The sequence below is a fragment of the Wolbachia endosymbiont of Spodoptera picta genome, from assembly GCF_018141665.1.
In the GTDB taxonomy this organism is placed as follows: Bacteria; Pseudomonadota; Alphaproteobacteria; order Rickettsiales; family Anaplasmataceae; genus Wolbachia.
The window spans coordinates 989044-1014390 of sequence record NZ_CP067976.1 but is presented as its reverse complement, the minus strand read 5'-3'; the positions used below and the strand labels follow the sequence as shown (position 1 = coordinate 1014390).

20 protein-coding genes and 2 pseudogenes are annotated in these 25347 nt (G+C 33.6%); 15 read left to right on the top strand and 7 right to left on the bottom strand.

Features of this window, described 5'->3' with window-relative positions:
• Nucleotides 1–6 precede the first annotated feature (6 nt).
• From mnhG to JKF54_RS04590, 4 genes are read right to left on the bottom strand one after another with little or no spacing between them, the layout of a single operon-like run.
• Entirely contained in the window at nt 7–279 is a 273-nt protein-coding gene (gene mnhG / locus JKF54_RS04605) for a monovalent cation/H(+) antiporter subunit G (RefSeq protein ID WP_012481981.1), read from the bottom strand.
• A 6-nt stretch (nt 280–285) separates the two neighbouring features.
• The gene (locus JKF54_RS04600; RefSeq protein ID WP_012481980.1) at nt 286–531 is read right to left on the bottom strand and encodes a monovalent cation/H+ antiporter complex subunit F; all 246 of its coding nucleotides are present in this window, start codon (nt 529–531) and stop codon (nt 286–288) included.
• 29 nt (nt 532–560) lie between these two features.
• On the bottom strand, nt 561–953 hold the full coding sequence (gene rpoZ, locus JKF54_RS04595; RefSeq protein ID WP_007302435.1) for a DNA-directed RNA polymerase subunit omega: 393 nt from the start codon (nt 951–953) through the stop codon (nt 561–563).
• 60 nt (nt 954–1013) lie between these two features.
• Nucleotides 1014–1310, bottom strand: coding sequence for a helix-turn-helix domain-containing protein (locus JKF54_RS04590; RefSeq protein ID WP_211907726.1), 297 nt, complete (start codon nt 1308–1310; stop codon nt 1014–1016).
• 590 nt (nt 1311–1900) lie between these two features.
• On the opposite strand from JKF54_RS04590, the pseudogene JKF54_RS04585 reads away from it, so the two are divergent.
• From JKF54_RS04585 to JKF54_RS04545, 9 genes and pseudogenes are all read left to right on the top strand, one after another.
• Nucleotides 1901–2849: pseudogene (locus tag JKF54_RS04585) on the top strand (IS110 family RNA-guided transposase).
• A gap of 595 nt (nt 2850–3444) precedes the next feature.
• The gene (purE, locus tag JKF54_RS04580; protein WP_211907725.1) at nt 3445–3945 is read left to right on the top strand and encodes a 5-(carboxyamino)imidazole ribonucleotide mutase; all 501 of its coding nucleotides are present in this window, start codon (nt 3445–3447) and stop codon (nt 3943–3945) included.
• On the top strand, nt 3897–5774 hold the full coding sequence (gene mutL / locus JKF54_RS04575) for a DNA mismatch repair endonuclease MutL (RefSeq protein WP_369800739.1): 1878 nt from the start codon (nt 3897–3899) through the stop codon (nt 5772–5774). Before purE ends, mutL begins: the two co-directional genes overlap by 49 nt.
• A gap of 403 nt (nt 5775–6177) precedes the next feature.
• Nucleotides 6178–7203: an FtsH protease activity modulator HflK gene (gene hflK, locus JKF54_RS04570; protein ID WP_211907723.1), complete on the top strand. Its 1026-nt coding sequence runs from the start codon at nt 6178–6180 to the stop codon at nt 7201–7203.
• Between the two features lie 2 nt (nt 7204–7205).
• Complete coding sequence (gene hflC / locus JKF54_RS04565; protein WP_211907722.1) at nt 7206–8078, top strand: protease modulator HflC; 873 nt, start codon at nt 7206–7208, stop codon at nt 8076–8078.
• Between the two features lie 3 nt (nt 8079–8081).
• Nucleotides 8082–9545, top strand: a complete 1464-nt coding sequence (locus JKF54_RS04560) for a DegQ family serine endoprotease (RefSeq protein ID WP_211907721.1) — start codon at nt 8082–8084, stop codon at nt 9543–9545.
• A 372-nt stretch (nt 9546–9917) separates the two neighbouring features.
• Nucleotides 9918–14168, top strand: a complete 4251-nt coding sequence (locus tag JKF54_RS04555) for a collagen-like protein (RefSeq protein ID WP_211907720.1) — start codon at nt 9918–9920, stop codon at nt 14166–14168.
• Between the two features lie 4 nt (nt 14169–14172).
• Nucleotides 14173–15498, top strand: coding sequence for a hypothetical protein (locus JKF54_RS04550; protein WP_211907719.1), 1326 nt, complete (start codon nt 14173–14175; stop codon nt 15496–15498).
• Between the two features lie 134 nt (nt 15499–15632).
• Nucleotides 15633–16730: an AAA family ATPase gene (locus tag JKF54_RS04545; RefSeq protein WP_211907718.1), complete on the top strand. Its 1098-nt coding sequence runs from the start codon at nt 15633–15635 to the stop codon at nt 16728–16730.
• A 622-nt stretch (nt 16731–17352) separates the two neighbouring features.
• Here the strand turns inward: JKF54_RS04545 and JKF54_RS04540 are convergent.
• Nucleotides 17353–18496 (bottom strand): annotated as a pseudogene (locus JKF54_RS04540) (alpha/beta hydrolase family protein).
• 69 nt (nt 18497–18565) lie between these two features.
• On the opposite strand from JKF54_RS04540, the gene terL reads away from it, so the two are divergent.
• A complete protein-coding gene (gene terL, locus JKF54_RS04535; protein WP_211907716.1) occupies nt 18566–19963 on the top strand; it encodes a phage terminase large subunit in 1398 nt (465 codons plus the stop codon).
• Nucleotides 19964–20093: 130 nt separating this feature from the next.
• Complete coding sequence (locus JKF54_RS04530; protein ID WP_211907715.1) at nt 20094–20615, top strand: pyrimidine dimer DNA glycosylase/endonuclease V; 522 nt, start codon at nt 20094–20096, stop codon at nt 20613–20615.
• A 208-nt stretch (nt 20616–20823) separates the two neighbouring features.
• Here the strand turns inward: JKF54_RS04530 and trmB are convergent, their stop codons facing one another.
• On the bottom strand, nt 20824–21468 hold the full coding sequence (gene trmB / locus JKF54_RS04525) for a tRNA (guanosine(46)-N7)-methyltransferase TrmB (RefSeq protein ID WP_211907714.1): 645 nt from the start codon (nt 21466–21468) through the stop codon (nt 20824–20826).
• Nucleotides 21469–21571: 103 nt separating this feature from the next.
• On the opposite strand from trmB, the gene JKF54_RS04520 reads away from it, so the two are divergent.
• Genes JKF54_RS04520 through JKF54_RS04510 form a run of 3 tightly spaced genes read left to right on the top strand, consistent with a single transcriptional unit; the run spans nt 21572 to nt 23883 of the window.
• Complete coding sequence (locus JKF54_RS04520) at nt 21572–23224, top strand: 30S ribosomal protein S1 (RefSeq protein WP_211907713.1); 1653 nt, start codon at nt 21572–21574, stop codon at nt 23222–23224.
• Nucleotides 23225–23243: 19 nt separating this feature from the next.
• Complete coding sequence (locus JKF54_RS04515; protein WP_211907712.1) at nt 23244–23522, top strand: HU family DNA-binding protein; 279 nt, start codon at nt 23244–23246, stop codon at nt 23520–23522.
• Nucleotides 23523–23565: 43 nt separating this feature from the next.
• Nucleotides 23566–23883: a cell division protein ZapA gene (locus JKF54_RS04510; RefSeq protein ID WP_211907711.1), complete on the top strand. Its 318-nt coding sequence runs from the start codon at nt 23566–23568 to the stop codon at nt 23881–23883.
• On the opposite strand, the gene JKF54_RS04505 is transcribed toward JKF54_RS04510, so the two are convergent.
• Nucleotides 23861–24127: an FAD assembly factor SdhE gene (locus tag JKF54_RS04505; RefSeq protein ID WP_211908755.1), complete on the bottom strand. Its 267-nt coding sequence runs from the start codon at nt 24125–24127 to the stop codon at nt 23861–23863. The genes JKF54_RS04510 and JKF54_RS04505 overlap by 23 nt on opposite strands.
• Nucleotides 24128–24226: 99 nt before the next feature.
• Here JKF54_RS04505 and rseP point away from each other — a divergent pair, with 99 nt between their 5' ends.
• Nucleotides 24227–25342 (top strand): RIP metalloprotease RseP, encoded by a 1116-nt coding sequence (gene rseP / locus JKF54_RS04500; protein WP_211907710.1) that lies wholly within the window; start codon nt 24227–24229, stop codon nt 25340–25342.
• Nucleotides 25343–25347 lie beyond the last annotated feature (5 nt).

The window sequence follows — 25347 nt, the reverse complement described above, 5'->3', positions numbered from 1 at the left end:
CCTTCTTTAATAGTCTTTACTTTTATAATAAGTACGCGCTAAAATATAACTGTTAGTTGAATTGGCTATCCATATTATAAAAATTAATAATATAACTTTAATAGTATTGATTGAAAATTCATTTTGCCAAGCAAAACCAATCAACAACAACATTGCGCCACTAGAATCTGCAATACCTGCAGCATGTAGTCTAGTATAGAAATCAGGAAATACTACTACTCCTACGCTTGAAATGACTATTAAACAAACACCTAAAAATATGAGAATGGATGCTACCATAAATTATCAAAACAACATTAATCTCATTAGCGCTATAGTTGATATAAAGCTAATGCTAGCATATAGTAATGCTATATCAATTAAAAAAAAATCATTCAGAACAATCGATATTGCTGTTATGAGTAAAACTAATTGTGTTGATAAATTATTGAATGCTAAAATCTTATTGTAAACATCACTTGACCTAAATACTATACAACATAACATTACACTCATACAGAACAAAAGCACATAGATAGCAATACTAATCATTTATAAACTATTATAACCTCTGCAGATTTCTAAATCGGTACTTCTTCACCACTATCTTGATCATCTATTTCATCATCATGGCTTTCTTGACTTACATCCAGACTTGTGTTAAGTTGATGATCAGAAAAATTTAACAAATTTGCTAGCTTACTTGGACTATTAATATAAGTATTATCTGTGTTTCCTTTCATGTGCTCCTTGCACCTTTTGACCAAAAGGTTAAACAACTCATGAGTATTCACCTTCTTTTCCGCTATTTCATATAAAGAAACTATCGTATCCTTATGATCTTTAAACTTAACCATTTCAACGGGATCGCTTGCCCCTGTACTCAAATCATGCGTTCTTTGACTTGCTAGCAGAACCAATTTAAAACGGTTGTGTACCTGTTCTACACACTTTTCTACAATAGACTCAACCATAAAATACTACCTTGATAAGCTTTATACTATATCACAAAAAATAAGATGTCAACTTCAGATCTATTGAGATCCAATTCTACATTCTACTTTTTCTTCTTTAGCTTTTACTGATTGATTTTCTGTTATTGTAATTGTTATTTCATGATCAAGCTTTTTCAAAAAACCTAACAGTCTCTCTAAAGAAAAACCACTTATCTTACCACTTTTAATTTGTGACACCTTTGGTTGATCAATACCAAGTTTCTCAGCCGCACAAGCTTGAGTCCAAGTATTTTTTCCTATAATTTTACTTATTATGCCAAGCAATTTTTTTTTTATTGCTTCACTATCCAGATTGTTTAATGATATTGTTTCCATAATTTTTACTCTCACATACCAACTAGCTTTATTAAATATTATATCATAATATTTAATATACCAATATATTAATAGTATATAACTTGTCAATAATTATCTGATACTCAAAGTTTTAAATTGACTATAATTTTTATCAAAATACTAGTAATTTCAAACTATTATTTTGTAAAAAACTTACTATTAAAGAGAATAAGTTGAAATTGCAAAGTTTAAAATACAGAAATAATCATTTTACAAACTCGTTTTAGAGACTGTACATGATCTCAAGAAAGGAATAAAGCCGGAGATAGAGTATGTAAATTATGAAAACAGAGCAAGATGAGTAGGAGAAAAACTGAGTAGAGTTCTGTAGAAAGAAACAAAATCAAGAATATTGTAAGTTGAAAATGTGATATAAAAGAGGATAAGATAGCCCTACTCACTATAGGAATAGGACTATCATGGGCGTGTGCGACCGGAAGAATATTGGTACTACAACCGTTTAAATCAAGGTACACTAGCCCATCTCTCGATACGTTTGAATAGTTGCTTGGGACATATATATGCACCCGTTTACAATCTTAAATTAACTAAAACTATCGAGGTTTGTTATGGTTACATCTTATCAAAATTTTATTGGCATTGATATCGGAAAATTTAAAAATGTCGTTGCAATTCACAAACAGAAGAACGCTGTCAAATTTGACAATGATTCTGATGTTTGGCAACAATTATTTCAAAAGTTTTCAGATATTCTACCTAATTCTTTAGTAACTTTGGAAAACACAGGAAAATATGAGCTTGGTTTGTCACATTTTCTTATTGACAAGAATATTGCAGTACATCGAGCTAATACTCGTAAAGTAAAAAGCTTTATCTTGTCTCACGGAACTGTAGCAAAGTCTGATAAATCAGATGCGAGGGCTCTTGCTCAATATGGATTTGAACGCCATAGAACTCTCTCTCTATTTGTACCTACAATCAAAAGAACAATCAACCCTGGTTGCACTTTGTCAACGTCGTGATGACATTACGCAAATGAGAGCTCAGGAAAAGTGTAGACTGGAAGCTCCTGAAAATGACCATATAAAGGAAAGTTGCCAGAAGACCATTGAATTTTTCAATAATCAAATAAACGAACTCAATGACACTATACAAAAAATTATTGATGAAAGCCATGAGCTACAACAACGTCAAAAAATCCTTAAAACAGTTCCTGGAATAGGCAAAAAGTTATCACAAGATTTTTTGTGTTTAATGCCAGAGCTTGGCTACTTAAGTAGAAAAGAAGTAGCAAGTCTTGCCGGAGTAGCACCTCATCCTAGGGAAAGTGGTAAAACTGTTGGTTACCGAAGGATTATAGGAGGTAGAAGTAATGTTCGTTCAAAGCTCTTTACATCTGCCATGTCTGCTGCAAGGTCCAAATCTGCACTTGGCACCTTTTATTCTAAGCTTGTTGAAAGTGGTAAGAAGAAGATGGTAGCTATAACAGCTCTAATGCGTAAAATTATAGTAATTGCTAATGCAAGGCTTAAAGAGGCAATTAATTTGAATGTTTAAAATTTACATAGCAGTAATTGAAATGAATATTGTGCGTCCACACAAACTTAAAGTGCTTGTTCACATATTCATTGGCTTAAGCAGGCAATAGCTGTTTGATATAGAATTCTGTTTCTATGACAAACGGGTTTTTATTATCTATATGGTTGGGTAAAGTTGCAAAATTATACAAATGAAAAATTAAAAAAAACATAGTTGATTTAGGATGTATTTTACATAGTGTTACAGGTCCTAAAAAGTGGCTTCAGTGAATCAACAATGTTTTCAAAATGGCAAGATTATTTTAATAAATGAAGTAAAAAACATAGCGGAAGTAAAGAAAGTGTTTTGAAACATATATAAAAAAGTAGTTGCAAAGAAACAAATAAAAGGATTTAACTGTAGAGATCTTTGCCCTATTGTCAAAAGGTAAGTCTCTAATACTCTTATAGATATGAATAGACCCTTAATATCCGAAATTTATACCTCTATATTTTAATATAGGGATTCATTTCAATTTTTAAAGTTTCTATTTAATGAGAATGCTATATCATATTCGTAATTTAATTTAAATATCTGTTGCTTCTGAAATACTATTTGGTTAGTAAATAAAATCATGTCTAATACAGAAAAAATGAAAAAGGATATTGCTGTAATTATGGGAAGCGAGTCGGATTATGGCACTATGGTGCATGCTATTAACCTATTAAAAGAATTGGAAATTTCACATGATGTATTTATAATATCCGCACACAGAACACCAGAGAGACTCTTTAATTTTACTAAGTCTGCTCAAGAAAAAGGCTTTAAGGTTATTATAGCTGGTGCAGGAGGAGCGGCTCATTTACCTGGTATGACTGCATCGCTTACTTATTTACCTGTTATCGGTATTCCTGTGCATAGCAAACAATTAAATGGGCTAGATAGTCTATTATCTATAGTGCAGATGCCAAAAGGTGTTCCAGTTGCAACAATGTCTATAGGAGAGAGTGGAGCATGCAATGCCGCTATTACTGCTGCATCTATATTGTCGATTTCTAATAGTGAAATTGCAGATAGATTAAAAAAATGGAGAGAGGAGCAAACTCAAGCAGTAAAAGAAAAACCAACATTATAATGGCAATAGTTCTTTTAGATACAAAAACCATAAATCGTATAGCAGCAGGAGAAGTAATAGAAAGGCCTGCAAGTGTGGTAAAGGAATTAGTGGAAAATGCAATAGATGCCAGAAGCTCAGAGATAGAAATTAAGATAGAAAGTGGTGGGCGTAACCTCATTACTGTAATCGATGATGGTAGCGGAGTAAAAAAGGATGATTTAGAACTTGCGTTTATGCGCCATGCTACTTCAAAATTGAGTGACAGTGAATTGATAGAGATCAAGCATCTTGGCTTTAGAGGAGAAGCTTTGCCTTCAATTGCAGCAGTAAGCAGAATAAAATTATCATCTAAGGCAAGCAAAGCAGATCAAGCATGGTCTATAAGGTATGAGGGGGGAGAAAAAATAGGAGAGCTTGTTCCTTATCCTTTATCGATAGGAACATATATTGAAGTACGAGATTTATTTTTTGCCACACCAAATAGACTAAAATTTCTCAAAACCGAAAGGGCAGAAACACAAAGCATTGTTGATATTGTAAACAACTTAGCAATGATCAATTATGGAATTGAGTTTACTCTTATCTCCGATAATAAGAAGCTTCTTAAGTATGCTAAGCAGACCTCATTATTTAGCAGGCTATGCGAAGTAGAAGAAGAATTTCATGAAAACTCTTTGCAAATTAGTGAAGAAGAAGATGGCATTAGGCTTACAGGATACATCTGTAAACCTACTGTCAATCGTAGCAATTCAACTCAGATCTATACATTTGTTAATGGTAGACCAATTAAAGATAATCTACTTATTGGTGCAATTCGTTATGCGTATCACGACCTTATTCCAAACAATAGATATCCTTTTGCAGCGCTGCACTTAGAGATACCGTATGATCAAGTTGATGTAAATGTTCATCCAAATAAATCAGAGGTAAGGTTTCAGAACAAGAGGCTAATATATGAAATAGTGAGAAGGGGGCTAATAAAAGTGCTATCAAAGAGAATAGATCTTGTAGAAACTGTATTGGCCCAGACTGGAACAACAACGAATCATCTATCATCAGATCCTTTTAGTAGGTCTAGTCTTAAAAATGAATTTTATGGAAGAAGGTCGGATCCTTTTGAAAACCAGTTAATGAGAGAATTTACTTCTCCAAATATAGAGACAAAAAGCTTATCAGAACATTCAAAATCGTTTGATTATACTGGTATGCAAAAATCTCCTACACGAGCAGAAACTACAATTTTGGAAAGGAAACAAACCGATCTAATAAGGGACTATCCACTTGGGTTTGCACACTGTCAAATCTACAATACTTATATTATTGCTGAGGTAAGAGACAAACTAATTATAGTAGATCAGCATGCAGCCCATGAAAGACTAGTATACGAGTGCTTAAAGGAGAAATCAAGTATAAAAAGACAAAAACTTCTTTTGCCTGAAATGGTTGAAATCAAAAATCAAGCTGGAATGGAGATGATTAAAACTTATAAAGATAAACTTTTTGAGATGGGTTTTGAGATTGAAATTAAATCAGAAAATAAGATCATAGTAAAAGAAGTTCCTGCAATCTTAGGAGCAGTAGACACAAAGAGAATGCTCATTGATATAGTGGATAGACTAACAGAAATAGAAGATACATTACCTATAGAGGATAAGGTGAATAAAATACTAGCCACAATTGCTTGTTATGGATCAATAAGAGCAGGCAGAAAGATGAAATTGGAGGAGATGAATGAATTATTGAGGCAAATGGAAAAGACACCTTATTCTGGACAATGTAATCACGGAAGGCCAACCTATATAGAAATGAAATTAAGCGACATTGAAAAGTTATTTGAGCGAAGGTGAGAAGTTATCACAAATATGTATAGATTATACAACTCTAGTTTCGTCATCTCAAAACTCAGATACACAATTGTTTGAACATTGTAATTTGCATAGTAGATAATGTCATTCCATCACTTGACAATGATTTATTATGCAGCTACTTGATTAAAATTAAGTTTCCTAAATCCCAGGCATTGTCTTTTATGTTAATAATTAATATACAACTAACGATACTTATCAAAAACGACAATAAAGAATTCAAAAAAAGCTAGAAATTCTGTAGAATTGACCATAACATATAGAAAAAAAGGAAGTGTATGATCACATCCTTCAATCTGATCATTAATTTGTAAACAAAATAGTTTTGCATTTTTTGATAAGATTAAGTAATATCAGCGTATTAGTTATACAATTAATAATTTTTATGGATGAGCGTAATCCTTGGAATCTTGGAAAGAAACCGTCAGGTCCAGGTAATGAAGATATTTTAAGTAAAGCTGTGTCTGATATAAGATGCTTTTTTAATGGCTTAACCAGAAATAGAGGGAAAAAACTTTATTTCATCATTTTCATTGTTTTGTTGTTTTATTTTTGTACTGGTTTCTATATTGTCCATCCGAGTGAGGAAGGTATAGAACTTACTTTTGGCAAATATTCCAATACAGAAACATCTGGTTTGCGTTATCACTTCCCCTACCCTATTGGCAAGGTTTTTAAAGTGAACGTTAAAGAAGTAAATCGTGAAGAAATTGGGATAAGCAGCTCTTATGGGCGAGATACAGATCGTGGTGAAGGAGTGATGCTTACCGGAGATGAGAACATAGTCAACGTTAACTTTGAGGTCCAATGGAGAGTCAGGGATGCTAAAGATTATTTATTCAAAGTACGGGATTATAAACCTGGTTTTAGCGTTAAAAATGCTGCTGAAAGTGCTATGAGAGAAATAATAGGTAAGAATACGATCTCTTTTGCACTCGAAGGTCAAGGCAGGGCTGAAATTTCCAGAGATACTAGAATTTTATTGCAACAGATTCTTGATGGATATCAAATGGGTATAGAGATTTTATCCGTTCAAATGAAAAAAATTGATCCACCAGAAAAGGTGATTAGCTCATTTAGGGATGTACAAAGTGCTCGCGCAGATAAGGAGCGTACCATAAACGAAGCATACGCTTACAGTAATGATATTATACCTCGTGCAAAAGGTGAAGCAATAAAGATAAAATTAGATGCAGAAGCATACGAGAATGAAATAATAAATGAAGCAAAAGGTAATGCAAATCGCTTTTTATCTCTTCATGAAGAATATAGACAAAATCCTTCTCTTGTTAAGAACCGTATCTATCTTGAAACTATGGAAAATATTTTTAGCAAGGTAGATAAGTTTGTTATAACAGACGATCTGAAAGGTATGTTCTCTTATTTACCCCTTACAAATCTAGGAAAATAGTCATGAGTAGTAATATTAAAATTGTTTTTGCTTTTGTATTTGTTGTGTTATTGATTGCATTATCTAATTCAATCTTCGTTGTTCAAGAAACAAAACAAGCAATAGTTATACAACTCGGTAAAGTCGTAAAAGATGTTAGGGACAGTGGTTTATATTTTAAATTGCCATTTATAAATAACGTAGAATTTCTTGATAAGAGAATTTTAGATTTAAGTCCTGATAAAACTCCAAGGGAAGTGATAACTGCAGATCAAAAGCGTATTATAGTAGATGCTTATGCAAAATATAAAATAATAGATCCTATTACTTTTTATCAAACTGTGAAAAATGAATCAGGGCTAGTTAGAAGATTATATCCTGTCATAGAAGCTCACATAAGGGAGAATATAGGAAGATTTTCATTAATTAGTTTGTTGAATGAAAAGAGATCAGAAGTGATGCAATTAATTCAACGTGGAGTTTATTCTGAAGCTGGAAAATTTGGCATAGAGATAATAGATGTAAGAATTAAGAGAGCAGATCTACCAGAAGAAAATAGTTCTGCAATATTCCGCCGCATGCAAACTGAAAGAGAAAAGGAAGCAAAAGAAATTAGAGCAGAAGGAGAACAAGCTGGACAAGAAATTAGATCAAAAGCTGATAAATTAAAAAGGGGAATTGTCTCTAGTGCAGTAAAAGAATCACATGAAATAAGAGGCCGTGGTTATGCTGAAGCAACTAGAATCTATAATGAGGCATTCAAGGTTGATGAAGAGTTTTTTAACTTTTATCGCTCTATGAAAGCTTACAGTAAATCATTTGCTGAGGGTAATACTAAATTTGTGCTTTCACCAAATAATAATTTCTTAGATATTTTGAACAAGGGATGGAAATAGTTTATGAAAAGTAAAGCATTTATTTTATCTATATTTGCATATTTTTTAATTTCATTTTCTTCATATGCTAATCTGTTTGCAAAAACAGTTGCAGATCCTGTATGTAGTTGTAATAAAGGGCTTGCTGATATAGTGGAAGAACTTATTCCCGCAGTTGTAAATATTTCAAGTGAGCAAATAGTTAAGCAAGAAAATAACAGTAGAACTAAAATTCCCTTTACGCCAAGAAATAATTTCTTTGATGACTTTAGAGAATTTTTCGAGCATTTTGATCAATTTTTCGATAGAGCTCCTAGCATTAATAGAGAAGTGACGTTACTTGGGTCTGGATTTATTATAGATAAAAGTGGAACCATAGTAACCAACTATCACGTTATTAAAAATGCCCAAGATATTACAGTTACTATGAACGATAATACTTATTTCAAAGCAGAAGTTTTAGGCTATGATGCAAAAACTGATCTTGCTGTGCTTAAGATTAATTCTGATAAAGATCTTCCTTGTGTTGAATTTGGTAATTCTGACAAAGCAAGAGTTGGTGATACAGTTATTGCAATAGGCAACCCTTTTGGTTTGGGTGGCTCTGTAAGTACAGGGATTGTGTCTGCAAGATCTAGAGACATTAGTATTGGTACTATGAATGAATTTATTCAAACTGATGCTGCAATTAATAGAGGTAACTCAGGGGGACCACTATTTCATCTAAATGGAAAAGTTATAGGTATTAATACTGCTATTTATTCCCCATCTGAGTCTGGCGGTAACGTGGGTATAGGCTTTGCTATACCATCTAATCTAGCTATTTCAATTATTGACACATTAAAAAGTGGTAAAAAAATAAAACATGGTTGGCTTGGCGTGCAAGTTCAGCCTATAACAAAAGAATTTGCTGAATCCTTGAGTTTAAAAGATATCAAAGGTGCATTAGTTGCAAGCGTAGTAAAGGGCAGTCCTGCAGAGAAAGGAGGAATCAAAGTAGGTGATATACTATTAGAGTTTGACGGCAAAAAAATTGATAGAATGACGCAATTACCTCATATGGTTTCACGAACTGAGCCCGGAAAGAAAGTACAGGTTAAGTTACTTAGAAAAGGTAAAGAAGTCAATATCAAGGTTGCAATCGAGGAATCTGCAAACGATGATTCAGGTAATAATCAAGAAGAAAATAAATCAACATCTAGTTATATAAGTGGTTTAACCGTTTCAAATTTGCCAAAAGAACTAAAAAACAATGCACCCACAAAGGGTGTAGTAGTTACTAGTGTAGATAGTAGTAGTAATTCTACACTACGTGTTATTAAGAAAGGTGATATAATTATTCAACTAGATGGAATCGATATTGAAAATACTAATGATTTTCAAAAACAAATTGATTCAGCAGTAAAGAAAGACGGCAAAGATTCAGTAATGTTGCTTATTTACCGCAATGGAAACCAGTTTTTTACTTCAATCAAATTGAAGAAGTAGCTATTTATCTAGCTGGTCATGAAAAAATTGCTTGACAAATTTAACTAGCTTCTTTATCCTAAAGGTGAGGGCTTTTATGTAGATTAATAAAATTTATCCCTATACTGAAAACGTTTCCAACGAGATTATGGAAGAACTAGATTTCAGTATCAAGCACTGGAACAACATCATCTATAAGATGAAAGAGCTGGAGTGGTAAGAAATTCGATAATATAAAGCATTTTTACGCTCAGTTGTAAAAAAATAACTTTCTTTCACAAGTTAATTTATAATTAAATTAGTGTAAAATATAATTATATTTACTGATCATCATTATTAATCAATAATTAATATCCATAAATTAATTATATCTAATCGCAAAGGGAGGTGGAGATGCGTTTTAAACTAGAAAAGGAAGGTATCCTACAAAAAGATTGTAATAATAGAACTGGTCGTAGGATACCTGCACAAATAAGATTAAATAACAAAACAACATTTAGCCTGCCTAGTGTATCTTACATTATCATCGACACCAATATTGATCTGAGTTTTCACATTTGGGATTTGAAGCATGACGTGGCAAGTATACTAAACGACTTATCTGAATGGCCACAATTAAAGCTAGAAAGGGTAGGAAATGATTACAAATTCGCTTTAGTTACTACCTCTGATAAACCTTATTATTATTACTATGATGGCAAAGCTAATATCATCGCTACTATTGATCTTATACCTCAGAATTACACATATGGTTTCTATGTTAACACATATAATCGTGAAAGCTGTAGTATTTATTATGAACGGCTAGAAAACAGGAAAGTTTTAATAGATCCAAAAGACATAATTAGTAGCAAAAATGTCAGTTTTATTTTGGAAGATCTTAAAAGTTCACCTGATAAAAGACTCGAAATAAAAATAGGAGACTATTTGTTTAAAGAATCAAGAAATATATACAAATTATATAGGAGCGCTCAGGTATATGATTCAATTGGTAGAAAAGTTGGCATATTGAATGATATCAATTCAGCATTTACTCGTATAAGCAATACATTCGAGTTATTCCCTTTTCATGAAATGGAGAGCTTGAAAGCACAAGATACCTATTTCGCAGTAAAAAAGTTAGGCAATAATTATGTTGGTTGCATATCGTATGAAAATAGCACATGCAAAAATTTTTATAATTTTAACCCTAATTCTTTTGGGTATGAGCACGACAATAGACCAGGTCCATATCCTTATTATTATAACTTAGAAAATTTTGATAACTTTTTGGAGGTTGATGTGAATATTCAAGAACATATAAATTTAGAAACAGAAATTAAACTTTTAAAACGCAAAATTGAAAGATTAGAACGTACTGGTGTACAAGGTCCTAAAGGTGAGCCAGGTGAAAGGGGACAAAAAGGTGATAGAGGCTTCGATGGAGCGCCTGGTCCTCAAGGTAACAAGGGAGATACTGGATCGTCAGGTGCGCATGGATCAAAAGGCGATCAAGGACCTAAAGGAGAAAAAGGAAATCAAGGCACTAATGGAATAACTCCAAGTATTAATCAAGTTGTTACCGAATTTTCTTCTAACAGAGCCCATCTATATCCTTTAGCAGCAGCTATAATGGAAGAAGATAAGCTTAATTCCATGGGATTTTCAGAAAGAATAGCACATTTTTTTGGTGAGCGTGTAAAGCGAGAAGATTCTTTAAAAGCGTTAGTTAAAGGCGTACAAGGTCCTCCAGGCCAAAAGGGCGAACCAGGTCGTAACGGTGAACGGGGGTTAAAGGGCGAACAAGGTTCCAAAGGTAATGAGGGTGACCGAGGTTTTCCTGGTCCAGAAGGTTCTAAAGGAGATACTGGCTCAAAAGGTGAGAAGGGAGATGCCTCAAGTGCTATAGAAATTGCAACTGAATTAGTTACCAGTAAAAAAGCTGAGCTAGGAGAAGCAGTTCTTAACGCAAATGGTATCAAAGGTGAAAATCTTGCAACTCAGATTGCCGGTAAAATTAATCTTAATTCGCAGGAACTTGTGAATAAAATTGATGTAGCAAAACTTACTGAAGGAGTAGTAAGTAAACTTTCTTTAGAGGAAGCAAAAAACATTATAAAAGATACTGTGAGTAAGATAACAAGCGATGCCACAAAGAAAAATAATCCCGATCCTATAGCCTTCCAAAAATATGAAAAATTTGCAGAAAAGCTTGCTAAACTACTTGTTGATAGAAGCAGTATGAGCGAGATAGAAGCTCACAATCTTATAAAAGGTAAGGTGAGCGATTGGGCACTTGCTAAGTATCTTCTGCTTCATAGTGATTTAAATAAGCAGCCAAAGGCTCTAGAAATCGTGAAGCAAGAAATAGACAAGGAAAAATTAGTTGAGTATTTGCTTGAGTATGCCAAATTAAAAGGCGATGTGAATGCAGCAAAAACAATAGTTGAAAATATTGTTCATCAGTTCTTTGACACTCAAAAAGTAGGTGAATTAGGAAGAGCAGTACTAGAAGCAAAAGATGATCAAGATAAAAAAGTGCTGGTAAATGATCCAGTCTTACGTGAAGGAATAGCAGAAGAGTTGAGACAAAATCCAGGAAAGATAAAAGGTCCCAAAGGAGATACTGGTTCTAAAGGTGATAAAGGAGATACTGGAACAGATGGATTGCCAGGTGCACAAGGTCCTAAGGGAGAGCCAGGCATAAAAGGTGAGCCAGGTATAAATGGAACAAAGGGAGATATTGGTCCTAAAGGATTAGACGGAGCCATGGGAATAAAAGGTGATATGGGTGAGAAAGGAAAGATAGGTTCTAAAGGTGACAAAGGAGATACTGGGTCTAAAGGTGATAAAGGTAGAGATGCAAGTCCTGAAGAAGTTGCACAAAAATTAATTAATAATGGCACTATTGCTAATCAGGTGCTTGAATATCGTGACCAAGGCGGAGATTTAGTATTAGAGAAGCAAGTTGCAGGAAGAATTATTAGTAATCAAGATATTCAAACAGGAATAGCCATTGCATTAGCTGATAACAGAATGGAAGAGCTAGCAGATGTGTTACTAAGTGATGCTAATCATACATTAGTAGAAAACCTTGCAAATAATACCGAGCTAACACAAAGCATTGCAGAAGAACTAAGGAAAAATCCAGGAGAAGTCCAAGGTCCAAAGGGAGAAAAAGGAGATATTGGTCCTAAAGGCATAAAAGGTGAGCCAGGTATAAATGGAACAAAGGGAGATATTGGTCCTAAAGGATTAGACGGAGCCATGGGAATAAAAGGTGATATGGGTGAGAAAGAAGAGATCGGAGCTCCAGGTGCAAATGGATTGCAAGGTCCAGAAGGTCCTAAGGGAGAGCCAGGTCTGAGGGGCTTCAATGGTACGCAAGGTCTTACAGGTAACAAGGGTGAGCCCGGTATAGACGGATTAAAAGGAGATATTGGTCCTAAAGGATTAGACGGAGCTATGGGAATAAAAGGTGATATGGGTGAGAAAGGAGAGATAGGTTCTAAAGGTGAAAAAGGAGAACCAGGTGCGAATGGGTTGCAAGGTCCAGAAGGTCCTAAAGGATCAGATGGGTTGCCAGGTTCAAAAGGAGAGCCAGGTCTGAGGGGCTTCAATGGTACACAAGGTCTTACAGGCAACAAGGGTGAGCCAGGTATAAATGGAACAAAGGGAGATATTGGTCCTAAAGGATTAGACGGAGCCATGGGAATAAAAGGTGATATGGGTGAGAAAGGAGAGATAGGTTCTAAAGGTGAAAAAGGAGAACCAGGTGCGAATGGATTGCCAGGTTCCAAGGGAGAAGATGGAATAGGTGCTACATTAGCTGATCAGTTTTTACGTGAGATAAGAAAAGCAAAAAATGAAACTCTGGATGCTAAAAAAGCAGCAGAGGCAGCTAAAAATGCTTCAGAAGGTTTTGCCAAACAAGCTAAAGATACGGAAGATAAGGTTAAAATACTACACAATCAAACAGTGAATCTTACAGGAGAAGCTGAAGATTCTGCTGATCAAGCACTTCAATCCGCAGAAAATGCGGAAGCATTGCATAGTAGCGTAAGAGATATGTTTTGTACAACAAATCCTGCAGATCAAGTTTGTAGTGTACACAGAAGAAGGAGGGAAACTAAAAAATCATCAGTGACGAGCGGAGCAAGCAGACCAACTTCATTTATATCTCAAGTAATAAATTTCTTTTACCCTGCGGTAGGACAGGACGAATATAAAGTAAAAAATGAAATACAGGAAGTGGCAAAAATAATAGATGCAGCAGATGTTGTAACAAAATTTGAAGAAGTATTGGGAGCAACAGCTGTGAAATGTGGCATTTCAAAGAAAAGTCTAAATTTTGATCCAGTGGAACTGCAGTCAACCATTATCAATAAGTCATTACTTAATGATGAAAATCATAATGAGTTGTTGAAGTTCTTGTGTATAACTGCAAAAAAATCACTCCCTAATTACAAACAAACTAGTAAATGTTTGTTTACTTTTAAAGATCATATGGAAAAAAGATTAAAAGACAATGAGCAGCAAAGAGCTTTCGTTAATACTGAAAAAATAGTGGCAAATAATGAGCAGCCAAGGAGTTTTATGAGTTATGTCTCTCCTCCTAGTAGCCTCAGTGCTATTAATCAGCAAGTTGTCGGTTATTTAAGGTAATATCATGGAAAAACATATATTTAAAATAGAGGATAAAAACCCGCTCTATAAAAAATTGATTAAACTTCCTGCTGAATATTATATATTAAACAAAAATAGTAAGGTTATCCATTCACATATTGGTACAATTAAAGTAGAGGATATTAATGGTTTAAAGTTAAAGAAGCAGGGAGATAAAATATCTTTATATGAAGGAAACTTACCCCTGCAGGCAGAAAGATCTGATGAAAGTGGAAACTCTATTAAAGAGGATCTTATTGTAGAACAAGAAGCTATAATAAGTACAAATAGAAACAATATTATAGAAAAGCTTGAATCAAAACCTATCTTGATTTCGCTTTACAACATAAAAGATAGTCCTAACTTTGGCCTCAAATTGTCTGGTAGAGATATAACTGGAGTACTCAATTTTATCAATTTTAACGATGAAAATGACCCAGTACTACAAAAAATTCAAGAAGAAAAAGGTGGACTTTATTTTACAATAGAAGGTGATTATATCTATATATCAGATGAAGAAGGAAAATGTCTTCCAGTATGTGAAGATGGTAGTTGCTATAAGTATCAATACACAAAGAATGAACATGATATATTAGAAATTAGTGAGATATCAACAATAATAAAAAACTTAACTAAAACTGAGCAATGCAGTGCACCAGCTAAGGCAGAGCAGAATTTTACTTTGCAGCAAGGAGAGAAGTTATCGGATAATATCTATCAAGCAGATATCATGTTAAACGGTAAGCTCGTAGCTACTTTACCGAAAATAGGTTACTGCATGCTTGATGACCAATTGGTCATACATAATCACGTTACAGAAGAAGAGATAAAAATTCCTAGAGACTTTCATTACCTTAAAGTCGTTAAGTCTAGTAATAATGATGATTATAAATTAACGTTTTGTAATTTCTTAGGTAATAAGTTTTTTGAACATAAAAAGTACGATTCTCAATACTCAAATGTTCCAAATAAATATCAATATATAAGTTTAAACTGTATGAAAAAGGAATATAAGCCAGATTTCTGCAAGTTACTTAACGATAAACCATCGTTTTTTATTGTGAAAGGAACTACTAATCAAGATTCTTCAGGCCACTGCCCAGCTGATGTATTTGAATTAACAAAAAGTGGAAAAGGTAAGAAAATGGCTACATTAATTGATCAATTTGGCTCTTTCAATAAAGAGGGTAAGTTTCAATATTGTGATTACCATACAAAAGCAGATTACGATGTTTATGATTCTTATAAAATTAATAAAGAGTACACAGCAACAGATGAGTTTCTCTTCAATGATGACATAGTTCTTTATACTATTCCAGAGCTATCTTAACCACGCACAAAGTATATTATAATTGCTTTTTAAAAGTGAATTTAGTAGAATTCAAAGAAGTGTAAGGGTATATTTTTTTAGTATTTAATCTAAATAAAATTGTTCTCAGTTTAAAATCGATATAAGACAGTAAGATGAAAAAAATTGAAATCTCAGAATTACTCAAAAGAATTGCTATCTGTTTACTATGCATAGCAATTATGGTCTCTATTGCTCTTTTGTTTGCCTATATGCATACAATGTTTCTCAGTAAAGGATATGAGCTGGCTGCACATTATATTAGCGAAGCTATGCCTTTTGTGTTACTCACTGTTTTCTTTTTTATCGCTTGGTTTATATATGATCAAATATTTAGTAAAATGAAGGAAGTAGAGCTGCCTATAGAAATAGAATTAGCTAATTCAGATAATAAAACAACATTTGCTAATGTTATAATTGACGATTCCTTAAAACAACGATTGCAGATTATTTGCTGTAACCAAATGACAGAAGAAATGCGTGAGATGTTTGGAAGTGAAAGTATTAACTCACTAAAAGGTTATATACTGCACGGCCCTCCTGGAAATGGTAAAACACTTATCGCCCGCGCAATTGCAGGTGAATCCAATATGAATTTTATAAGTATCTCAGGTCCAGAACTTATTGGAGTATATATTGGTCATGGTGCACATGCTGTACGCGAGCTTTTTAAAGTAGCGAGAAAATATTCTCCTTGTATAGTATTCATAGATGAAATAGATGCAGTTGCCCAAAAAAGAAGTACCGCTAATAACTCAGCTTACAACTGTCGAGAGAGCTTAACACAGTTACTAACTGAAATAGATGGATTTAAGAGCAGAAAAGATATAATAGTAATTGGTGCAACTAACCTGGTCAATGAGATAGATCCAGCACTTATTAGGCCTGGACGCTTAGGTCAAAGGGTTCATATACCTAATCCAAATGTGGAAACGAGACAAAAGATATCGGAGCTTTATACCAAAAATACAAAAACTGATGGAAGGCTAAATATTCAAGATATTGCAAAAAAAACAGAAGGCTATTCTGGAGCTGAGTTAGAACAATTAGTTAATGAAGCAAAAATATACGCTGCTCTTGAAAGAAAGTCCAAGGTAGTGAGTAAGGAAGATTTCAACCACGCGTTTCACAAGCTAAATCCAGTACAAGGAAGAGGGAGAATAACATTAGCTTCATGTCAGACACAGACGACAGAAGCCCCTTTTGTACAATAAAAACTGGAAGTGTAGCAAGATGTGCCAAATTTCGTTATTGAAAATAAAATTTAAAACTTGCTATCATTTTGCCACTCGTTAGTACCACAGTGGTTTTGTAATAGAACACAAGCTGCAAAAACTTAAGGAAAAAATGGGTCAGTGCTTGACACTGGCATCTAGTTCTTTCCATCAAAAATGCTGTAAAGTGTTCACCAATTTAGTTGGATCCCAGTACTGGGATGACATTATGAAGACCTAGCAGTTTATGACGGTGTCATTCCAGCGCGTAGCGCTGGAATCTAGTTCTTATTACCTGAGTCTTCTGGGTCCCAGTACTCGTATGACAAGAAAAGGGAGTATTGGTTTCAGCATTAGCCATGCATCTGGATCCCAGTATCAAGTACTGGGATGAAATTATGAAGGCCGGGATAAACACTATGAGGACTGGAATGACATTATGAAGACCTCTAGCAGTTTATGACGGTGTCATTCCAGTGTGGAATCCAGCTTTTTTGTAATTTTATTGAAAATATCGTATAGCTATTTGTTCACAATTAATTCTTCTGGATCCCAGTACTCGGATGATAAGAAAAGAAACACTGGTTTCAATATTTGCATGCATCTGAACAGATACAGATGGCTAAAATATTGAAGAAAGCATACGCGTCAAGTTAAGAGCAACTAGCCTTCTTTGACTTGTTAAGAAAGGTCTTTTTTTCCTCAGATTATATTGTCACATGCTGAAATGATATCGAAGGATGCTCTTGCTTCTTCATGTAATTATGCAAAAAGTCCTTTGGATTTTTGCAGCTTGAAAAATCTTTATAAAATTTACTTTCTTTAAATGCTTTAATCTTCTCTTCATTATTTAATGAGCCATATTTAGAAAAATATTCATCTGTAATATAAATATATAAACTAATCAACTCAGGAAAAGTGTAATCAGTTTTGTTGGAAGACTTTAAACACGTAATTGGCAATTTATGTATATCTTTATCAGCTTTTTTCGAATCAATACACTCATCATTTTTTCTTAATATTATATGCTGCTTGAAAAATTCTTCATATTCCTCAAATCCTTCAAATACTTCTTTTTTTTGGTAATCTTTTCTTCTACCGCTTTGATCTATTTTTTCTATTTCTGTTGCAAGTTGCGCTGGCTGTTTTATCGCTTTATCTCCCTCTCGATTAAAGTACATTGTATAAGGAGTAATTGAATTTACGATTTTATATGTCTTCCAGTGGCAGCCAAAAATCTTTAGTACCAATTTGATTATCGGAGCAAGAAAAATTTTTAATTTTGCCATAAAACCAAAGTAATAAAGAGACGCTTGTTTAAGTGAACTAGCGGCATTGCTAACGATACATCTTAAATGTATATCCTTACCCTTAAAATTTTTATGAACCTCTGCAGCCACATGTCCACCTAGGCAGTCTCCAAACAATATGATATCATCTGGCTTTATACCTTTTTCCAATAAGTTAGTTACAACTGCTACACCAGATTTAACTCTATTGCTACGTATCAATGAGTTATTTTTACTTAAACCAAGTCCAGGATAATTAAAAAGATGTACAGTTATCCCTTGCTCTGTGGCCCAATTCCAATTTGGGGAATAATCTTTACCAGGGCTTAACGCTCTATTTCCACCAATAAAGTATATCAGATGTTTTTCACCTTGATTATTGTTTTGATTTTTACCAAGAAGCGTAATTGTCTCTATTTTCATCCCGTTTTGAGTTTTTATAAATTCTCTCTCAGTTTGCTCTCTTATTTCTTTCATATTTTAACTCTCACTATGCTGGTTTAATTATACAACAAAATCTTAAAAAAATCAACAAACCTTAATTTTATGAACAATATAAACCTTCTCAAATTCATTGAATTATGCTTTCAAACGGTAGTGCCGGGGTGTGAGTATAATGATTATCAATATATAAAAATCATAGCAGACAGGCTTGAAGCAGCAAGCGCTGGTGAAGCAAGAAGAAGAATATTCAATATGCCGCCGCGTTCAATGAAGTCCATTTGTGTAAGTGTTGCATGGCCCGCATGGATACTTGGAAATCAGCCAACTGCAAGAATAATAGTTGCAAGTTATTCTCGGTTGCTTAGCGAAAAGCACTCACTCGATACAAGGTGCATAATGCAATCTGATTGGTATAGAGAGCTATTTCCGAAAGTAGAATTATGCAAAGATCAAAACACTAAATATAAATTTCAAACAGTGCAAAGAGGATGTAGGATTGCAACATCAGTTGAGGGAACATTAACCGGTGAAGGTGGAGATTTCATTATCGTGGATGATCCACTAAGTCCCGCACAAGCTTTGAGCGAAACATTTAGAAAGCGTGCTGCAAACTGGTTTGATCAGGCTTTAGTAACCAGGCTCAACGACAGAAAAAAAGGAGTTATCGTTCTTGTGATGCACAGACTCCATTTAGAAGATTTAACTGGTCACCTCCTCTGTAAACCAAGAAACATATGGCATCATGTCTGTTTACCAATAATAGCTGAAGATAAGGAGATTATTTATTCAGTTAATAATCATATTCCAGAGCATGAACAGGAAATATACTCAAGAAAAGAAGGTCAATTGTTGTATTCCCTAACTGAAGGAAAAGAAGAAATTGAGATGATAAAAGCTGAACTTGGGAGTTATGGTTTTGCTGCTCAATACCAACAAAACCCTCTACCACTTTCAAGTGCTATAATTAAACGAGAGTGGTTGAAGCGCTATAAAAATTTTCCTGATAGCCTCTTGCATGTAACACAAAGTTGGGATACTGCAATTTCAACAAACAATACAAGTGACTTTAGTGTCTGCACTACCTGGACAAAAGTAGATAATACATTCTATTTACTCGATGTATATCGCGCAAAACTTGAATATCCAAAACTTAAAGAGAAAGTTCTGTCGCTGGCTGCAAGGTGGAAGCCACACGCAATTTTAATCGAAGCAAAAGCAAGCGGTCAGCAATTGGTTCAGGAGCTCAGGAAAAACAGTGATTTACCTATTATTCAAATAGTACCACATGATGACAAATTAACTCGATTTCACCGAATTGTCCCAATTATAGAATCTGAGCGGGTTTTTCTCCCTAACCAAGCAGTATGGCTTAGCGACTTTGAGTATGAGATTTTAATGTTTCCAGAAATCCGTCACGACGATCAAGTAGACAGTACCGTGCAATATCTTCAGTGGGTGAGAAATAATATTGCTAGAGTGGTAGCTATACGTTCATTGTAGCTTGAAAAGGTTCCTCGGAATTGTGTATAATTTTTTTAACTGAGCTTATTTAACTTATCCATTTTCTGAATGATATTTTAGGGTTTATTGAAATAAATACTACGCAAAAATTCTATCTCTGGGTGCTTAGATGAATATCTTTATATTAGACGAAAATCCTGTAACTGCAGCACAAATGTTATGCGATAAGCACATAGTAAAAATGCCGCTAGAAACTGCTCAATTGCTTAGCAGTGTTTTTTCAATAGCATTAAAAGAGCCAAATCCTTTAGTCAGCATTACAAACCAGAATATAGAAGTTCCATATAAACTTACTCACAAAAACCATCCTTGTTCTTTATGGGCTAGACAATCAAAAGGAAACTTTGATTGGTTAATAAAACATGGAAAAGAATTGTGTATAGAATATAGCTTGCGATACAAAAGAACGCATAAATCCGAAGAAGTTATAGATTGGTGCGATAATAACAAGGATTTGCTAATATTTCGATCAGCTGATATACAAGCTTTTACACAAGCGTTACCTAATCGATATAAATGTAGTAACCCAATAGAAGCATATAGAGAATATTACCTAAAAGAAAAGATGAGATTTGCTAAGTGGGAAAAAGGTAGAGAAGCACCAGATTGGTTGCTAGACAAAATGCTATAGGTTATAAAATTATCCAAACCGATCATAAAAAAGGTAGAATTGAAGTTGCAAAAGCAATGCTGGCTGATAATGTTGATGTTTATCAAGTTTATTGATCTTTCTATTTGTGAGATTAAAGAATTCAGTAAACTGTTATTCCCAGTATATGGTAGGCTACTTGCACTATAGAGTGTCATGTACACATCTGTACTAACAAGCAGAGGTAAATCTAAGTCAGTTTAGATATAACATTTACTTTAAAAAACTTTATTTTACGCTGATATTCTAGCGCTTTTCTGTGGTATTTTGTTGGGGTATAATTTGCAAAACTATCTTCCTTATAGGTTAAAAAATTACACTGCTTTATATGTAACTCTATCCACTCTGCATAATCCTGATGATCAGTTGCAATAAATATTTCACCTGTGACAAGTATTTTTTTTGCTAATAAATTTAAAAATTCCGTATTAATTAACCGTCTTTTGTTGTGACTTCTTTTTGGCCATGGATCTGGAAAGAGAATAAAGAATTTTTCAACACTGTGGTCAGGAAAATTGACAATTAATTCTCTTGCATCTTCTGTCCATATTAAAATATTTTTTATGCTGTGTGCTTCTATGCTTTTTAGCAAGGAAGAGACCCCCTTTAAATAAGGCTCACATCCTATAAATAATAGATCAGATTCATTGAATGCCTGATGGAGCATATTTTTACCATTACCGAAACCTATTTCTACTCGTATTCTTTTTTGTAAGTCTACGATCTTTTTTATAGATTCCTTGCTGTTTTTAATAGAATACTTCTCCAAAACATTCAACTTCAACCTAGATCTTCTGGAAAATGACCTAATCCAATTATTATTCCTAGATAACATATCTTACATAACTTAATCTTTTATAGCTTAAACAATTCTCGAAATGAATTAATGAGAATTTACTTGTCACTAATTATTAATATTATATAATATATGAGTTCTAATGAAGTTAAAATTAAAAGGTATGGAAAGTACAGTTGCTATCAAGAGGCTATCATCAAATAGATTCATAGAAGAGATATTTCAAGATCAATTTGATAATCAAGACAATGACTTTTGTGAAGATTCTTTTGCTAACAAAATCAAAGAAGGAGATGTGGTAGAAGGTATAATCACAAGAAGAAATTCTAATGATATTGTGGTTGATGTTGGTTTAAAGTCAGACGGAAGAATTCTGATTAAGGAGCTCAGTTGTAATGATGATATCACTGTTGGCTCGAAAATTAGAGTTTATGTTGAAAGAATTGAAGATTACCATGGTAATGTTGTTCTTAGTCGTGAGAAAGCAATCAGAGACGAAAAATGGAATAAATTGGAAGAAAGCGCAGTTACAAAAGATGAAGTAACAGGAATCATTAAACGCTCAATTAAATGCGGTTTTATTGTTGATCTTGGTGATGGAATAAGTGCGTTTTTACCGCTGAGTCATGTGGATTTGAAGCAAATAAAAGATGCTAATCACCTTATTGAAACTGAACAAAAATTCATCGTGCTTAAAATGGATAAGAAGCAGGGGAATATTGTAGTATCAAGAAAGCTGGTATTAGAGAACTTGCATGCTGGTGAAAAAATTAAGTTTTTAGAATCTTTTAATGAAGGTGATGTAGTAGAAGGCAAAATAAAAAGCATCACTCACTACGGTGCATTTGTTGGCATTCATGAATCAGATACAGTGGGAGTTATAGATGGACTGCTACATATTACAGATATCTCTTGGAGTAATGTAAGTCATCCATCTGCAATTTTTTCTTGTGGTCAGCATATAAAAACTAAAATTATAAAAATAGATAGAGAAAATGGAAAAATCTCCCTTGGTGTAAAACAATTAGGAGATAATCCTTGGCAAGATCTAGAGTCAAAATGTCCAATTAACAGCGTACACAAAGGATGTGTAACGGGTATAAAAGATTGTGGATTCATTGTTGAGATTAAACCTGGGATTGCGGGTTTGGTACACTCATCAGAAATAACTTGGAGCAAGAGTAATTTACCAATCAGTAGTTTTGTAACAATAGGACAAGAAGTGGATGTAAAAATTCTCGGTATTGACATTATTAAAAATAAGATGAGTTTAAGCACAAAAAGGTGCGTAGAGAATCCTTGGCAAGTATTTATTGATAAATATCCTCTTGGTTCTATTGTTTCTGGTAAAGTTAAAAGCAACAATGGTTCGCAAATATCTGTGACTTTTGATAATTCTGAGATATCTGAGGACGTAGAAGGAACAATTTATATGCAAAATCTAAGTTGGTCGAAAAACAATTCAGATGAGATAAAAAAGTATAATGTAGGTGATGAAATAGAAGCAAAAGTGATAAGGGCTAACGTAGATCGGACAAGAATTTATCTTGGAGTAAAGCAAATAGAGTATGATCCTCTTGAAGAACTGATAGAGAAAGTTAAAGTAGGGGATAAAATTCAGGTTACTGTAAGTAAGAGAGAGGAAAATGGTCTAATCGTTGAGGTTGAGAACAATGTAACCCTTTTAGTAGATCAAGAGCATTTACCAGAAAATAAAAAGTTTTCTATATCAGAAAAAATACAAGTTGAAGTAGTAGGTGTTGAAAAATATAATATAATATTATCTGCCAAATAACTTCTTGTGCTTCATATAAATGGCAACAAAATCTGATATAATAGCAAAAGTGGCAAAAAAACACCTTTTGTTAGATAAGGTCATTATAGCAGACATAGTTGATAGTTTCTTTCGAGTGTTTTCAAACACGTTGAAATATCATAATAGAATTGAAATCAGGGGGTTTGGTTCTTTTTCAATTAGAAGCTATAACTTGAAAGAAGCAAGTAATTTGACGTCACAGAAGGTTGCAAAACATCAATACTTTAAAACTTATTTTCGTAGCAGTAAAAAGTTATCCCTCTTGATAAATGAATGAAAATCTATATTGTAAATTTGAAAGTTGTACAATATAGCATCATATGCAAGTAGTAGAAATAGTTATATGTAATAACACATATAAAATATCTTGCGAAAGTAAAAAGAAGGACCATTTATTACAACTTGCTAATAGCTTCAACAAGCTAGTTAGCTCCATATCTCAAAGAACTGGAGGTAAGGGCTCAGATGCATTAAATTTCTTACTTGCAGCATTGACTCTCGAAGACAAAATTTTAGAATTAACAAAGCGATTAGACGAAATAAATCAAGAATGCAAAAAGTATAGGGAGGAAAAAAGAGTAGAATATGCTGAAGTATTAGATAGGGTAAACAAGATTATTGGGTGCATAAGTGATTAAAGCAAGCAATCAAATCGACTACCTCACTACTCAAATCAGGGGGGAGAAGTTTCTTACGAGTTATGTAACAATATAATTCGTAATCATCAAGATCAACTATTTTTTCGTATTCAATTAGTTCACTTAAGGAAAATTTATCAAGATATTTCAATGCAAAATGCCCTAAAAGTATATCAGTTTCTTTACAACCCCTATGCCAACTCCTATACATCAGTTTTCTTCTTAATAAGGAGATATCTATCATTGTCATTAAACTTTTTTTTAATTTAAAGACTAAACTAAATACTTGTCAAGCAAGGCGCATTTTAATATACTCAATGTTTGATTAAGATTTAAAACATAGGTGGAATTAATTTCTCATCAACTTAGCGCTGGAATATATTATTTTTTATCGTTTTCTTTAATAATTTCTATCATAGTATTCGTGCATGAATGTGGGCATTATATTGTCGCTAAAGCATGCAAGGTTAAAGTTGAATCTTTTTCTATAGGCTTTGGTCCTGAAATTTTTGGTTTTAACGACAAGTCTGGAACTAGATGGAAATTAAGTGCCTTTCCATTGGGTGGCTACGTTAAAATGTTAGGGGATACTAATGCAGCAAGCGTTCCTGTTGATCAACAAAAATTAACTGAAGAAGAAAAATTATACTCATTCCATACAAAACCTCGATATCAAAAAGCAGCAATAGTTTTTGCAGGGCCTTTTGCAAACATGATATTTACCGTTATAGCTTTCACAATATTTTTCAGCTTGGCAGGTTATTATCGTACTCCACCAGTAATTGGTAATGTAATTGAAGAAAGTGCAGCAAAGCAAGCTGGCCTATTACCAGGTGACACTATTACACAGATCAATGAGTACAAAATAAAATACTTTGAAGATATTTCACGCGTGATAATGTCCAACCCTGAAACAAGAATAGAAATTAAGTATAGCAGAAATAACAAAGAGTACAGAACTATTCTAACTCCGTTTACAGTTGAGGATAGAGATGTCTTTGGTAACATAATAGAAAGAAAAACTATAGGAATTACCTCAATTAATATGATAGGGTTAAAACAGTCATCTTTTCTTGGAGCTGCTAGCCTATCAGTGAATGAAACCTACCACACTATGTGTTTAACAATCAAAGCACTCTTTCAAATTGTTGTTGGTAAAAGGAGTATAAATGAAATAGGTGGGCCAATAAAAATTGCAAAATATTCAGGGCAATCAGCTAAAAAGGGACTTATGATGGTTCTATATTTTATGGCAATTATTTCAGCTAATTTAGCTGCAATTAACTTGCTGCCAATACCACTACTAGATGGTGGGCATTTATTTCATTATATTATAGAAGCAGTTATACGTAGAGATTTGAGTTTGAAATATCAAAAATATGCAGTCACTTTCGGTGCTACCATATTGTTTTTGTTGATGGCAGTTGCAATCACAAATGATATTAGGCATCTTTTTTAAGATAC

What these genes read in the sequence shown, in the direction of transcription:
- mnhG (WP_012481981.1), bottom strand. Translation starts at nt 279, where the DNA reads ATGGTAGCATCCATTCTCATATTTTTAGGTGTTTGTTTAATAGTCATT.
- JKF54_RS04600 (WP_012481980.1), bottom strand. Translation starts at nt 531, where the DNA reads ATGATTAGTATTGCTATCTATGTGCTTTTGTTCTGTATGAGTGTAATG.
- JKF54_RS04510 (WP_211907711.1), top strand. Translation starts at nt 23,566, where the DNA reads ATGCAAGTAGTAGAAATAGTTATATGTAATAACACATATAAAATATCT.
- hflK (WP_211907723.1), top strand. Translation starts at nt 6,178, where the DNA reads ATGGATGAGCGTAATCCTTGGAATCTTGGAAAGAAACCGTCAGGTCCA.
- JKF54_RS04520 (WP_211907713.1), top strand. Translation starts at nt 21,572, where the DNA reads ATGAAGTTAAAATTAAAAGGTATGGAAAGTACAGTTGCTATCAAGAGG.
- JKF54_RS04505 (WP_211908755.1), bottom strand. Translation starts at nt 24,127, where the DNA reads ATGATAGATATCTCCTTATTAAGAAGAAAACTGATGTATAGGAGTTGG.
- rpoZ (WP_007302435.1), bottom strand. Translation starts at nt 953, where the DNA reads ATGGTTGAGTCTATTGTAGAAAAGTGTGTAGAACAGGTACACAACCGT.
- JKF54_RS04555 (WP_211907720.1), top strand. Translation starts at nt 9,918, where the DNA reads ATGCGTTTTAAACTAGAAAAGGAAGGTATCCTACAAAAAGATTGTAAT.
- hflC (WP_211907722.1), top strand. Translation starts at nt 7,206, where the DNA reads ATGAGTAGTAATATTAAAATTGTTTTTGCTTTTGTATTTGTTGTGTTA.
- JKF54_RS04545 (WP_211907718.1), top strand. Translation starts at nt 15,633, where the DNA reads ATGAAAAAAATTGAAATCTCAGAATTACTCAAAAGAATTGCTATCTGT.
- trmB (WP_211907714.1), bottom strand. Translation starts at nt 21,468, where the DNA reads ATGTTATCTAGGAATAATAATTGGATTAGGTCATTTTCCAGAAGATCT.
- JKF54_RS04530 (WP_211907715.1), top strand. Translation starts at nt 20,094, where the DNA reads ATGAATATCTTTATATTAGACGAAAATCCTGTAACTGCAGCACAAATG.
- JKF54_RS04560 (WP_211907721.1), top strand. Translation starts at nt 8,082, where the DNA reads ATGAAAAGTAAAGCATTTATTTTATCTATATTTGCATATTTTTTAATT.
- JKF54_RS04590 (WP_211907726.1), bottom strand. Translation starts at nt 1,310, where the DNA reads ATGGAAACAATATCATTAAACAATCTGGATAGTGAAGCAATAAAAAAA.
- purE (WP_211907725.1), top strand. Translation starts at nt 3,445, where the DNA reads ATGTCTAATACAGAAAAAATGAAAAAGGATATTGCTGTAATTATGGGA.
- JKF54_RS04550 (WP_211907719.1), top strand. Translation starts at nt 14,173, where the DNA reads ATGGAAAAACATATATTTAAAATAGAGGATAAAAACCCGCTCTATAAA.
- mutL (WP_369800739.1), top strand. Translation starts at nt 3,897, where the DNA reads ATGGAGAGAGGAGCAAACTCAAGCAGTAAAAGAAAAACCAACATTATA.
- terL (WP_211907716.1), top strand. Translation starts at nt 18,566, where the DNA reads ATGAACAATATAAACCTTCTCAAATTCATTGAATTATGCTTTCAAACG.
- JKF54_RS04515 (WP_211907712.1), top strand. Translation starts at nt 23,244, where the DNA reads ATGGCAACAAAATCTGATATAATAGCAAAAGTGGCAAAAAAACACCTT.